The 12,782-nt window shown below is 68.9% G+C and carries 10 protein-coding genes and 1 other RNA gene; 3 read left to right on the plus strand and 8 right to left on the minus strand.

Annotated features, from left to right (window positions below):
* The coding region (locus tag I9P22_RS06010; protein WP_199258455.1) for a Y-family DNA polymerase at nt 1-1,114 on the plus strand (1,114 nt) is incomplete at its 5' end.
* On the plus strand, nt 1,114-4,344 hold the full coding sequence (locus I9P22_RS06015; protein ID WP_199258456.1) for an error-prone DNA polymerase: 3,231 nt from the start codon (nt 1,114-1,116) through the stop codon (nt 4,342-4,344). The genes I9P22_RS06010 and I9P22_RS06015, both read left to right, overlap by 1 nt.
* A gap of 602 nt (nt 4,345-4,946) precedes the next feature.
* Here I9P22_RS06015 and rpmG read toward each other — a convergent pair.
* The 3 genes from rpmG to I9P22_RS06030 all read right to left on the minus strand — a co-directional run bounded on the left by rpmG (nt 4,947) and on the right by I9P22_RS06030 (nt 6,099).
* Nucleotides 4,947-5,114, minus strand: coding sequence for a 50S ribosomal protein L33 (rpmG, locus tag I9P22_RS06020; RefSeq protein WP_017999830.1), 168 nt, complete (start codon nt 5,112-5,114; stop codon nt 4,947-4,949).
* A gap of 198 nt (nt 5,115-5,312) precedes the next feature.
* Nucleotides 5,313-5,680, minus strand: an RNA gene (gene rnpB, locus I9P22_RS06025) — RNase P RNA component class A.
* 89 nt (nt 5,681-5,769) lie between these two features.
* On the minus strand, nt 5,770-6,099 hold the full coding sequence (locus tag I9P22_RS06030) for a winged helix-turn-helix transcriptional regulator (protein WP_199258494.1): 330 nt from the start codon (nt 6,097-6,099) through the stop codon (nt 5,770-5,772).
* Nucleotides 6,100-6,218: 119 nt separating this feature from the next.
* Here I9P22_RS06030 and I9P22_RS06035 point away from each other — a divergent pair, with 119 nt between their 5' ends.
* The gene (locus tag I9P22_RS06035) at nt 6,219-7,061 is read left to right on the plus strand and encodes an SDR family oxidoreductase (protein ID WP_199258457.1); all 843 of its coding nucleotides are present in this window, start codon (nt 6,219-6,221) and stop codon (nt 7,059-7,061) included.
* On the opposite strand, the gene I9P22_RS06040 is transcribed toward I9P22_RS06035, so the two are convergent.
* From I9P22_RS06040 to I9P22_RS06060, 5 genes are all read right to left on the minus strand, one after another.
* On the minus strand, nt 7,058-9,448 hold the full coding sequence (locus tag I9P22_RS06040) for an ATP-dependent helicase (protein WP_199258458.1): 2,391 nt from the start codon (nt 9,446-9,448) through the stop codon (nt 7,058-7,060). The genes I9P22_RS06035 and I9P22_RS06040 overlap by 4 nt on opposite strands.
* A gap of 55 nt (nt 9,449-9,503) precedes the next feature.
* Entirely contained in the window at nt 9,504-9,806 is a 303-nt protein-coding gene (locus tag I9P22_RS06045; protein WP_199258459.1) for a hypothetical protein, read from the minus strand.
* Nucleotides 9,806-10,870 (minus strand): GTP cyclohydrolase FolE2, encoded by a 1,065-nt coding sequence (folE2, locus tag I9P22_RS06050; protein WP_456299609.1) that lies wholly within the window; start codon nt 10,868-10,870, stop codon nt 9,806-9,808. Before folE2 ends, I9P22_RS06045 begins: the two co-directional genes overlap by 1 nt.
* Before the next feature lie 8 nt (nt 10,871-10,878).
* Nucleotides 10,879-12,075: an O-succinylhomoserine sulfhydrylase gene (metZ, locus tag I9P22_RS06055; RefSeq protein ID WP_199258461.1), complete on the minus strand. Its 1,197-nt coding sequence runs from the start codon at nt 12,073-12,075 to the stop codon at nt 10,879-10,881.
* A 69-nt stretch (nt 12,076-12,144) separates the two neighbouring features.
* Nucleotides 12,145-12,750 (minus strand): inner membrane-spanning protein YciB, encoded by a 606-nt coding sequence (locus tag I9P22_RS06060; protein WP_199258462.1) that lies wholly within the window; start codon nt 12,748-12,750, stop codon nt 12,145-12,147.
* Nucleotides 12,751-12,782: the final 32 nt, after the last annotated feature.

The following is a 12,782-nucleotide window of genomic DNA, read 5'->3' on the forward strand; positions in this document are numbered from 1 at the left end:
ATTCGCCCGGGCCGGGCTGACCGCGCGGCTGGCGCTGGCGCCGACGCGCGGCGCGGCCTGGGCGCTGGCCCGCTTCGGATCCGAGCGCGCGATCTGCGCCGATCCGCTGCCCGCCTTGGCGCCGCTGCCGGTGGCCGGGTTGCGGCTGTCGGGGGAAACCCTGCTGCTCTTGCGCCGGCTGGGGCTCAAGACCATCGGCGACCTCGCAGGGCTGCCGCGCCTGTCACTGATGCGCCGCTTTGCCCGGGCCGAACCGCAGGACAATCCGCTGATCCGCCTCGACCAGGCGCTGGGGCGCGCGGCCGAGCCGCTGGATGCGCCCGAGCCCGCACCCGAATACGCCGCCGAGGTCCGGCTGGCCGAGCCGGTGATGGACCCCTCGGACTGGCTGCCCGGATTGCTGGCCGATCTTTGCGCGCAGATGGCGGCGGCGGATCGCGGCTGCCGGCGGCTTTGCCTGTCGGTGTTTCGCGTCGATGGCGAGCGGCGCGACATCCGCGTCGCCATGGCCGCGCCCACGCGCGACCCCGGCCACCTGCTGCGCCTGTTCGACGGCCGGCTCGGGCGGCTGGACCCCGGCTATGGCTTCGACCTGATCCGCCTCGCGGCCGAGGCGGTCGAGCCCTTGGCCCAAGCCCAGCCCGGCCTGGACGGCGCCGCGCCCGCAGGGCTGGCACTGGCGCGGCTGGTGGACCGGCTGGCGGCGCGCTTCGGCGCGGCGGCAATCAGCCGGCCGCTGCCGCAGGAAAGCCATATCCCCGAACGCGCCGAGACACCCGGCCCGCCGCTGGCCACCACCCCCGCCCCGGTCGCGCGCCCCGACCGGCCGATCCGCCTGCTCAACCCGCCCGAGGAGATCCGCGTGCTCTACGCCATTCCCGAAGGCCCGCCGGCGCAATTCGTCTGGCGCCGGCAGACCCTGCGCGTCGCCCGCCATGCCGGGCCCGAGCGCATCGCGCCGGAATGGTGGCACGACCGCCCCGGCACCCGGCTGCGCGACTATTTCCGCATCGAGGACGACAGCGGCCTGCGCCTGTGGATCTATCGCGAGGGGCTGGTCCATGACGGCCGCGGCGGCGCGCCGCGCTGGTTCCTGCACGGGATCTTCGCCTGATGCCCGACCATCATGCCCGCCCCGAGATCCCCCTGCCCCCGGTCGAGCACCCGAACCCGCCCGCGGATTACGTCGAACTGGCGGTGACCAGCGCCTTCAGCTTCCTGCACGGCGCCTCGCATCCGCGCGAACTGGCGCTGGCGGCGCATCTGATGGGCTATGACGCGCTGGGGATCGCCGACCTGAACAGCCTCGCCGGGGTGGTGCGGCTGCATGCCGCGGCCAGGAAACTGCAGCTGCGCCCGGTGATCGGGGCGCGGATCGTGCTGGCGGACGGCACCGCCTTCCTGGCCTATCCGACCGACCGCGCCGCCTATGGCCGGCTCGCCTCGCTGATCACCAAGGGCCGGCGACAGGATCTGGAGGGGAAATGGCAGAAGAAGGGCCGCTGTGACCTTAGCCTGGACGATCTGGCCGCCCATGCTGAAGGCATGCGGCTGGTCTGGCTGCCGGGCGACGACCTTGCGCCCCTGCCCCGTCTGGCCCGCCGCCTGCCGCAGCTGTCGCATGTCGCGGCAAGCTGGCTTTATCGCGGCGACGACCGGGCGCGGATCAATCGCCTCGACCGGGCGACGCGGGCGGCGGGGCTGTCGATCGTCGCGGTGAACGACGTGCATTACCATGTCCCCGATCGCCGGCCGCTGCAGGACGTGATGACCTGCATCCGCGAGGGCACCACCATCGCCCGAGCCGGGCTGCTGCTGGCGCAGAATGCCGAACGTCACCTGAAGCCGCCGGCCGAGATGGCCCGGCTGTTCGCCGACTGGCCCCATGCCATCCGCGCCACGCGCGAAATCGCCGACAGCTGCCGCTTCTCGCTGGAGGAGCTGCAATACGAATATCCCCGCGAAAGCGTGCCGCCCGGCCTGACCCCGCAGCAGCATCTGGAAAACCTGACCTGGCAGGGCGCGGATTGGCGCTATCCCTCGGGCGTGCCCGAGAAGGTCCGCGCCACGCTGGTCAAGGAACTGGCGCTGATCGGCGACAAGAAGATCGCGCAATATTTCCTGACCATCCACGACATCGTCCGCTATGCCGAAGACCAGGGCATCCTGAACCAGGGCCGCGGCTCGGCGGCGAATTCGGCGGTCTGCTACGTCCTCGGCATCACCCCGGTCGATCCCGCCAAGCATGAATTGCTGTTCGAACGGTTCATCAGCCAGAACCGCAAGGAACCGCCCGATATCGACGTGGATTTCGAGCATGAGCGGCGCGAGGAGGTCATCCAGCACATCTATGACGCATATGGCCGCGAACGCGCCGGGCTCTGCGCCACGGTGATCCATTACCGCCCGCGCAGCGCCATCCGCGAGGTCGGCAAGGTCATGGGCCTGTCCGAGGACGTGACCTCGGCGCTGGCCGACACGGTCTGGGGCAGCTGGGGCAAGGACATGTCGGCGGCCTCGACCGATCAGGCCGGGCTGGACCTTGGCGACCCCTTGCTGCGGCGCGCGGTCCGACTGGCCGAGGAGATGATCGGCATGCCCCGCCACCTGTCCCAGCATGTCGGCGGCTTCGTGCTGACCGAGGGGCCGCTCTTCGAAACCGTGCCCATCGGCAATGCCGCCATGCCGGACCGCAGCTTCATCGAATGGGACAAGGACGACATCGACGAATTGCGCATCCTCAAGGTCGACGTGCTGGCGCTGGGGATGCTGACCTGCATCCGCAAATGCTTCGAGCTGGTGCGGGCGCATTACGGCAAGGTGTTGACGCTGTCGGATTTCGACCATGACGACCCGGAAACCTACGCCATGCTGCAAAGAGGCGACAGCATCGGCACCTTCCAGGTCGAAAGCCGGGCGCAGATGGCCATGCTGCCGCGCCTGCAGCCCCAGGAGTTCTACGACCTGGTGATCCAGGTGGCCATCGTCCGCCCCGGCCCGATCCAGGGCAACATGGTCCATCCCTATCTGCGTCGTCGCAATGGCGAAGCGGTGGATTATCCCGGCCCCCGGGACGGCGACCCGGACGAGCTGAAGAACATCCTGAAGCGCACCCTGGGCGTGCCGATCTTTCAGGAACAGGCGATGAAGATCGCCATGGTCGCCGCGCAATTCACCCCGGACGAGGTGGACGAGTTGCGCAAGGCCATGGCCACCTTCCGCTCGCGCGGAACCATCGGGCGATTGCAGGACAGGATGGTCGGCCGCATGGTCGAACGCGGCTACGACCGCGACTTCGCCGAGCGCTGCTTCAACCAGATCAAGGGCTTCGGCGATTACGGCTTTCCCGAAAGCCATGCGGCGGCCTTCGCGCATCTGGCCTATGTCTCGGCCTGGCTGAAATGCCATCGCCCGGCCGCCTTCGCCGCGGCGCTGCTGAACAGCCAGCCGATGGGCTTCTACGCGCCGGCCCAGATCGTGCGCGACGCGCGCGACCACGGCGTCACCGTGCTGCCGGCCGATGTGAACATCAGCGCATGGGACAACACGCTTGAGCCCTGCGACGGCGCCTTCGCCCTGCGCCTGGGCCTGCGCCAGATCGACGGGCTGTCCAAGGCGCTGGCCGAACGCATCTGTCGGGCGCGGAATGAACCCTATGCCGATCTGGCCGATCTCAAGGCCCGCGCCGAGCTCGATGCCCGGGCCATCCGGCTGATCGCGGCGGCCGATGCGCTGCGCTCGATGGGACTGGACCGGCGGGCGGGGCTGTGGCAGGCGCGGGCGCTGCGCGACGCACCGGAATTGCCGCTGTTCGGGCGCCGGGACGAGGGGGCCGAGCCCGCCGTCGCCCTGCCCGCCATGCCACTTTGCGAGCATGTCACCGCCGATTACCAGACCCTGCGGCTGTCGCTGAAGGCGCATCCGATGGCCTTCCTGCGCCGCAGCCTGACGGCGCAGGGCTATGTTTCGGCGGCCGGCCTGGCCGGTCTGCCCAACCGCGCCAGCCTGCGCATGGCCGGCATCGTGCTGGTGCGCCAGCGCCCGGGCAGCGCCAAGGGAATCTGTTTCGTGACGCTGGAGGACGAGACCGGCGTGGCGAATCTGGTGATCTGGGAAAAGACCTTCGCGCGGTTCCGCAAGGTGGTGATGACCGCCCGCCTGCTCGAGGTCCACGGCCAGCTCCAGCGCGCCGATGGCGTGACCCATGTCGTCGCGCATGGGCTGGCCGATCGCTCCGAGGCGCTGCTGCGCCTGGCAGGGGAGGCGCCGGCCGCGCTGCCCCAGCCCCGGCCCAGCCACCCGCGCCAGGTGCGCATCCTGCCCAAGTCGCGGGATTTTCACTAGGAAGCCGGCGCTTCCGCGCCCCTGCCCCCGCCGCGGGGCATCCTCTACCCTGCGCCCGGGTCCGGGCAGGAGGGATCGCCATGCGATGGTCGGCCGCGCAATATGCGAAATTCCTGGACGACCGCAGCCGCCCGGCGCGCGACCTGCTGGCGGCGGTGCCGCTGGACGCGCCGGGCCTTGTGGTCGATATCGGCGGCGGCCCGGACAATTCGACCTCGCTGCTGGCCGGGGCAGCCAAGCAGCGCCAACCGCTGCTGCCGCCGATGGCGCTGCATGCGCTGCTGCGCCCGCTCTGCGCCCGCGTCGACATCTGGCGCACGGTCTATCACGTCGCGCTGGACGGGCTGAAGGGCATCGTGGAATGGTTCCTCGGCTCGGCGCTGCGGGCCCTATCTGGACCGGCTGGACAAGGCCGAGCGGCCCGCCTTCCTTGCCGGCCATCGCCCCGGGATCGCGGGCCGCGTGCTGCCGTTTCCGCGCAGTTTCCTGGCCGCCACAGCCCCTTGCCCCGCCAGGAGGGCGTGGCGTGGCGGCGATCCAAAGGGGAAGGCCGCGCCCGTTGCCGAGCGCGGCCTTGCACGATCCCGTCGAAGGGGCAGATCCTACTTGATCTTGCCTTCCTTGTATTCGACATGCTTGCGCGCAACCGGGTCATACTTGTTGACCGTCATCTTTTCGGTCATCGTGCGGGCGTTCTTCTTGGTGACATAGAAGTGCCCGGTCCCGGCGCTCGAGTTCAGACGGATCTTGATCGTCGTCGGCTTCGCCATCTGTTTCGCTCCTGCTGCGGGGCAAAATGCGTCTCGCCAACCCCGTGAAATTCCCTTGAAGCCCGCCTTTTAGCGGCGAAGCCGGCGAAGTCAACCGGGAATCGGCCGGAAATCGGCGGCGTCGCAGCGAAAATCCCCCGGCCCGGAACCGCCCGCGACCGGCCGCATCGGCGGGGTTCGGGGGAGTCCGGGCGGAATTTGCGCGGATGGCCTGTAAGCCGGATTCTGTTCCGGGGTCGCCCCCTTCGATGACCATTCCTCTGGCCCCGCCATTGCTGACGGGATCTAGCTGCCAACCCGGACCTGCTGGGGCGAAGGCGGCCCTGTCTTGCGACGCGCGGTCCCTATTCGGCATTGCTCCCGGTGGGGCTTGCCGTGCCGGGACTGTTGCCAGCCCCGCGGTGGGCTCTTGCCCCACCGTTTCACCCTTGCCCATGCGCGCATGGGCGGTCTTTTCTCTGTGGCGCTTTCCCTGGGGTTGCCCCCGCCGGGCGTTACCCGGCACCGTGCCTTCATGGAGTCCGGACTTTCCTCGACGTTGCCGCCGCGGTCATCCGGCCATCCGCGCAGGAAGGCAGATAGGACCGGCGGCGGCCAAGGTCAAGCGCCGCGCCGGCTGCGCCGCCGCATGGATATTTGGTCAACGGAGAACGGGTCAGGCCCGCGTCCAGCCGCGCGCGATCTCGGGCAGCGCATCCTCGATCCAACCCAGCAGCGCGCCGACCCGCAGCGCCGCCTCGTGCCCGAGCGGCGTCAGCGCATATTCCACATGCGGCGGCACGGTCTGGAAGTCGCGGCGCAACACCATGCCGTCGGCTTCCAGCCCCTGCAGGGTCTGGGCCAGCATCCGCTCGCTGACGCCGCCGATGCGCCGGCGCAGGGCGGAAAAGCGATGCGGCCCCTCGGCCAGCACGCGCAGCACCAGCATGCCCCAGCGCCCGGTCAGCCGCCGCAGCACGTCGCGAGAGGGGCATTCCGCCGCCATCAGGTCGCCCCGGCCGCCGGGATCGGGAATTTTCACACTAACATCTCCGTCAGTACTTACGATCCGTAAGTTATACCTCTACCTTGCGCCGCACAAGGCATTCACGAAAGGAAAGACAGATGACCGTCGCCGTCACCGGAGCCACCGGCAAGCTTGGCCGCCTGGCCATCGCCCGGCTGAAGACCCTGCTGCCCGCAACCGAGATCGTGGCGTTGGCCCGCAGCCCCGAAAAGGCCGCCGACCTGGGCGTCGAGGCCCGCGCCTTCGACTATGACCGGCCCGAAACCCTGGCCGCAGCGCTGCAGGGGGTAGAGCGGCTGCTGCTGATCTCGTCGAGCGAGGTCGGCAAGCGCGCCGCCCAGCACCGTGCGGTGATCGAGGCCGCAAAGGCCGCCGGGGTCGGGCAGATCGTCTATACCAGCCTGCTGCATGCCGACCGCTCGCCGCTGTCGCTGGCCGGAGAGCATGTGGCGACCGAGGCGATGCTGGCCGAATCGGGCCTGCCCCATGCCATCCTGCGCAATGGCTGGTATGCCGAGAATTACACCGGCGCGATCCCCGCGGCGCTGGCGCATGGCGCGCTGATCGGTGCGGCGGGCGCGGGCCGGATCTCGGCCGCGGCGCGCGCCGATTATGCCGAGGCCGCTGCCCTGGTGCTGGCCGGCGAGGGCCATGCCGGCAAGACCTACGAGTTGGCCGGCGACGAGGGCTGGACCCTGGCCGAGCTGGCCGCCGAGCTTTCGGCGCAGACCGGCAGGCAGATCCCCTATGACGACCTGTCGCAGGCCGATTACGCCGCCGCGCTGGCGGGCGCCGGCCTGCCCGAGGAACTGGCCGCGGCGATCGCCAGCTGGGACGTCGGCGCGAGCCAAGGCGCGCTGTTCGACGACGGCCGCGCCCTGTCGCGACTGATCGGGCGCCCGACCGCGACGCTGGCCGAGGTGGTGCGCGCCGCGCTCTAGAAGGGCACGTCGTCCGGCCCGCCGGCCTGCGAGGCGGGCTGGACATAGCCCGCCTTCACCGTCTTGAAGCCGGTGGGGAACCGGATGGTCAGCGTGTCCTCGGCAATGCCCATGATGGTGCCGTTGCCGAATTTCTGGTGAAACACCCGGTCGCCGACCGCGAAGCGCGCCGCCGGCTCGGCGTCGATCACCACCGGCGTGCGGTGCACGGGCTGCGCACGCTGGGCCGCGCGTTCCTGCATGCGCTTCCAGCCCGGCGAGTTGTAGACATCGGCCCGTGCCGCGCGCTCGTGCATCACCGATTGCGCAAAGGGCTGGGCCGCCGCACCGTAGCCACCGCCGTAAAGACCCGGCGGCGTCAGCACCTCGACATGATCCTCGGGCAGTTCGTCGATGAAGCGCGAGGGCAGCGACGACTGCCATTGCCCATACATGCGGCGGTTGCCGGCGAAGCTGATCGTCACCAGTTCCTCGCCGCGGGTGATGCCGACATAGGCGAGGCGCCGCTCTTCCTCGAGCCCCTTCATGCCGCTTTCGTCCATGCTGCGCTGGCTGGGAAACAGCCCGTCCTCCCAGCCCGGCAGGAAGACGATGGGATATTCCAGCCCCTTGGCGGCATGCAGCGTCATGATGCTGACCTCCTCGGACTGCTCGCCCTTGTCATTGTCCATGACCAGCGCGACATGTTCCAGGAATCCCTGAAGATTTTCAAATTCTTCCAGGGCCTTCATCAATTCCTTCAGGTTGTCGAGCCGCCCCGGCGCGTCAGGCGACTTGTCGTTCTGCCACATGGCGGTATAGCCGGATTCGTCCAGGATGCGCTCGGCCAGCTCGACATGGTTCACCGAGGCGTCCAGCGCGTCGGCATGCCAGCGGCCCATGGCCTCGGTGAACTGCCGCAGCGCCCCCGCCCCCTTGCCGCCAAGCGCGCCGGTGGCGACGGCCGAGGCCGCGCCCTCCAAGAGCGACAGCCCGCGCTCCCGCGCCTCGCGCTGGATGGTCTGCACCGCCTTGTCGCCCAGGCCGCGCTTGGGCACGTTCACGATGCGCTCGAAAGCCAGGTCATCGGTGGGGCTGACCGCCAGCCGGAAATAGGCCATGGCGTCGCGGATCTCGGCCCGCTCATAGAAGCGCGGCCCGCCGATCACCCGATAGGGCAGGCCGATGGTCATGAAGCGGTCCTCGAAGGCCCGCATCTGGTGGCTGGCCCGCACCAGGATGGCGATGTCGTTCAGGCTGCGCCGGCCGATGCCGGCGCGATGGCCGCCGTGGAAGGCCTCGATCTCCTCGCCGATCCAGCGCGCCTCGGCCTCGCTGTCCCAATGGCCGATCAGGCGCACGCGCTCGCCCTCCTCGGCCTCGGTCCAGAGCGTCTTGCCCAAGCGCCCCTTGTTGGCCGCGATCAGCCCCGAGGCGGCGGCGAGGATATGCGGGGTCGAGCGGTAGTTCTGCTCCAGCCGGATCACCTGGGCGCCGGGGAAATCGCTCTCGAAGCGCAGGATGTTGCCGACCTCGGCGCCGCGCCAGCCATAGATCGACTGGTCGTCGTCGCCCACGCAGCAGATGTTGCGATGCCCGGACGCCAGCAGCCGCAGCCACATGTATTGCGCGACGTTGGTGTCCTGGTATTCGTCCACCAGGATATAGCGGAAGCGGTCCTGCCAGCTCCGCAGCACGTCGGGATGCGCCTGGAACAGGATGACGCAATGCATCAGCAGGTCGCCGAAATCGACCGCGTTCAGTTCCAGCAGCCGGCGCTGATAGGCGGCATAAAGCTTGCCGCCCCAGCCGTCGAAGGCGCGCTCCTCGCCCCTGGGCAGCCTGGCGGGAGTGATGCAGCGGTTCTTCCAGCCGTCGATCAGATGCGCCAGCTGCCGCGCCGGCCAACGCTTTTCGTCGATGTTCTCGGCCTGGATCAGCTGTCTCAGCAGTCGGATCTGGTCGTCGGTGTCGAGGATGGTGAAGCTGGGCTTCAGGTGCAGCTCGCCATCCCCGATCAGCTCCGCGTGGCGGCGCAGGATCTTGACGCTGATCGAATGGAAGGTGCCGAGCCAGGGCATGCCCTCGACCATCTCGCCCAGCAGGCGGCCGATGCGGTCCTTCATCTCGCGCGCGGCCTTGTTGGTGAAGGTCACGGCCAGGATCTGCCCCGGTCGCGCCCGGCCGAGGTTCAGCAGATGCGCGATGCGGGTGGTCAGCGCCCGGGTCTTGCCGGTGCCGGCGCCCGCGAGCAGCAGCACCGGCCCGTCCAGCGCCTCAACCGCGTCGCGCTGCGCCGGGTTCAGCCCGTCCAGATAGGGCGCCGGCCGCGCGCCCATGGCACGCTGGGAAAGCGGCACCGGGGCGGCTGCGGCCTCGAAAGCGTCCGAGTCGTCGAAATTGCTCATGCCCGCACCATAGCCCTGCAGCCGCGCTCGGGAAAGCCCGTCGTTCTTATTTCGTTCACAGGTCGCCTACCGCGGCGGCGAGTCCCCAGAAAACCAGAAGGGCCAGGGCGAGAAAAACCGCACCCACCGCGTAAAGCCGGATGCGTTCGCGGCGGTTGCGCGGGTGGTGCCAATCCAGAAACCCCTGGCCGTCGAACAGCGGATTGGCGTGCAGCATCCCGAACGCCAGCAGGCCGGACGCCCGCCCCTCGGCCAGCCGTCTTGCGCGCCATTCAGGGTAGCGATGGCCCAGACAAAGCCAGATCGCCGCCAGCCGAGCCGTCAGGAAACAGACCATTCCACTGGACAACCACAGCATTACGCCCTGAGGCCGGCGAAGATCGCGGGGTCCAGGCTGGCATGGGCGAAGGTCTCACCCTGGGTCAGCACCGAGACCGCGTCATGCGAATGCAGCGATTCCTGGTGGCTGGCGACGACGCGGAAATCGCCGATGCGCGGCTCGGCCATCAGCTCGGCGGCAAAGGCGCGCACCGCGTCTTCAACGAAGATCGGATTGGCAGCGTTCAGCTCGGCGAAAGCCTGCTCGTCCTCGCGCTTGACCATGACCTGGGTTTCGGTGGCGACGGCGCGGCGGCACAGCGCCACCATGTCCTCGAACCACAGCGTATCGCCCTGCATCACCATCGAGATCCGGGCGATGCTGCGCTGCGAATGCGGCGTGGCCAGCTGGCCGCGCATCTGCCGGGCATGTTCGCTGAGTTCCAGCGAGCAGGGGCAGGTCGAGGAATAGACATAGTCGAAATGCATGATCCGCAGCCGCTGCCCGGCCTTTTCGACCAACTCCAGCGCGATGTCGTAATATTGCCAGCCGCTGAGCCCGGAACGCAGCGATTCGACCCGCATCGGATAGCTCAGCCGCATCTGGATGCGGGCGTCGATGCTGTCGAGATCGGATTTGTAATCCTCCAGCGCCGCCTCGAGCACGCCCATCGAGAACTGCTTTTCCGCATGGGCGTAGAACGAGCGCATGATGCGGCTCATGTTGATGCCCTTGCGGTCGGCCTCCAGGCTGACGGTGCCGGTGACCGAGGTCTCCAGCGTGATCTCGCCGCCGTGATCGGCCGAATCGGCGCGGGTCTGGTAGCGGATCGGCAGGCGGAAATTCGAGATGCCGACATGCTGGATCGGGGCGCGGGCGCCGACGATCAGGCTGGCCGGGCCGTTCTGCAGGTCCGGCAGGCTGGCCTTGTAGCTGTCATCCACCCGGAAATCGGCCGGATATTCGCGATTGAGCGCCGGATAGGCGCGGTCGGTGGCAACGGGGCGGGCCTCGGTCATGGTCGTCCTCGCTTGGCGGTCGGCAACAATCTGGGGACTCGTGACCGGAAAGGAAAGAGGCACCCGGCAAGTTCGGGTGCCGATGGGCCGCGTCAGGCCAGCGACTGGCGGATGTCCGCGATCAGGTCGCCCGCATCCTCGAGCCCGATGGACAGGCGCAAGAGGCCGGGAGTGATGCCCAGCTCCGCCCGCACCTCCTCGGACAGGCGCTGGTGGGTGGTGGTCGCCGGATGGGTGACGATGGATTTCGCATCGCCCAGGTTGTTCGAGATCAGGAAGACCCGCAGCCGGTTCATCGCCGCGAAGGCCGCCTCCTTGCTGCCCAGGTCGATGGCGACCATGGTGCCGCCCGCGCCCATCTGCCGCTGCACCAGGTCGTGCTGCGGATGCTCGGCCAGGCCGGGATAGATGACGCGGGCGATGCCGGGCTGGCCCTGCAGCGCGGCGGCAAGGCGCAGGGCGCTTTCCGTCTGGGCGCGCACCCGCAGTTCCATCGTCGCCAGCCCGTTCAGCATCAGCCAGGCGTTGAAGGGGCTGATCGCGCCGCCGGTATGTTTCAGATAGGGCTCGGCCACCTCGCGCACGAACTGGCGCGTGCCGCAGATCACCCCGCCCAGGCAGCGGCCCGAGCCGTCGATATGCTTAGTCGCGGAATAGACCACCACGTCGGCGCCCTGTTCGACGGCGCGGGAATAGACCGGGGTGGCGAAGACATTGTCCACCACCACCAGCGCCCCGACCGCATGGGCCAGCTCGGCCACGCCGGCGATGTCCACCACCTCCAGCGTCGGGTTCGACACCGACTCGAAGAACACCGCCTTCGTGCCGGGCCGGATCGCGGCGCGCCATTGCCCAAGCTCGGTGCCGTCCACATAGGAGACCTCGACCCCGAAACGGGCCAGAACGTCCAGCACATAGAGGCAGGAGCCGAACAGCGCCCGCGACGAGACGATGTGATCGCCCGGCTTCAGGAAGCACATCAGCGCACCGTTGACCGCCGCCATGCCGCTGGCGGTGGCGAAGGCGTCCTCGGTGCCTTCCAGGTTGGCGATGCGGTCCTCGAACATGCGCGAGGTCGGGTTGCCGTAGCGGGCATAGATGAACTCGTCCGGGCCGGACCGGATGAAGCGGGACTCGGCCTGCTCGGCGCTGTCATAGGAGAAGCCCTGGGTCATGAACAGCGCCTCGGCCATCTCGCCATACTGGCTGCGGCGGATGCCGTGATGGACGGCGCGGGTGCGCGGATGCAGAGGCTGGTTCGCTTCCGGGGCCTTCGACTCCTGGGACATGGGCTCGCTCCTGTGATCAGAAGGCCCGGTTACTCCCGCCCGGGCAGCCGTGCAAGGGTGCAGCGGGGGCTATTCGCCGTCGCGAGGCTGGGCGTGGCGCTCGAACAGGCGGGCATTGGCGACGAAGAACACCACCATGATCGCCGGCAGGCCGAAGGTCTTGAAATTCACCCAGGCGGTTTCGGACAGCAGCCGCCAGACCGCCTCGTTCGCGGCGGCCAGGGCCAGGAACAGCGCCAGCATGCGCAGGGTCAGGATGCGCCAGCCCTCGGCGCTCATCGGCAGGGCCTCGGACATGACCAGCTGCAGCCAGTTGCGGCGCAGCGCCAGGCTGAGCCCCAGCAGGCCCGCGAAGATCAGGTAGATGATCGTCGGCTTCATCTTGAAGAATTTCGGGTCGTTCAACCAGACCGACAGCCCGCCGAACACCACCACCAGCACCAGCGTGGCAATCTGCATGGGCGACAGCCGGCCGGTCAGCCGCCACAGCGCCAGCGTGGTCAGCACCAGCGCCGGGATAAAGACCAGCGTCGCCAGGATGAAGCCGGAATAGTCCCGCCCCGCCAGCGTCACCGCATGGTCGCGAAAGCGCGAGAAGACCAGGAAGAACAGGATCAGCGGGCCGAATTCCAGCGCGGCCTTGAGCCAGGGGTTGATCTTGCGGGCTTCGGTCAAGGCGGGTTCCTCTCATGCCGGGATGGCGCGGT

The sequence above is a fragment of the Paracoccus binzhouensis genome (genome assembly GCF_016446475.1).
Classification (GTDB): Bacteria; Pseudomonadota; Alphaproteobacteria; order Rhodobacterales; family Rhodobacteraceae; genus Paracoccus; species Paracoccus binzhouensis.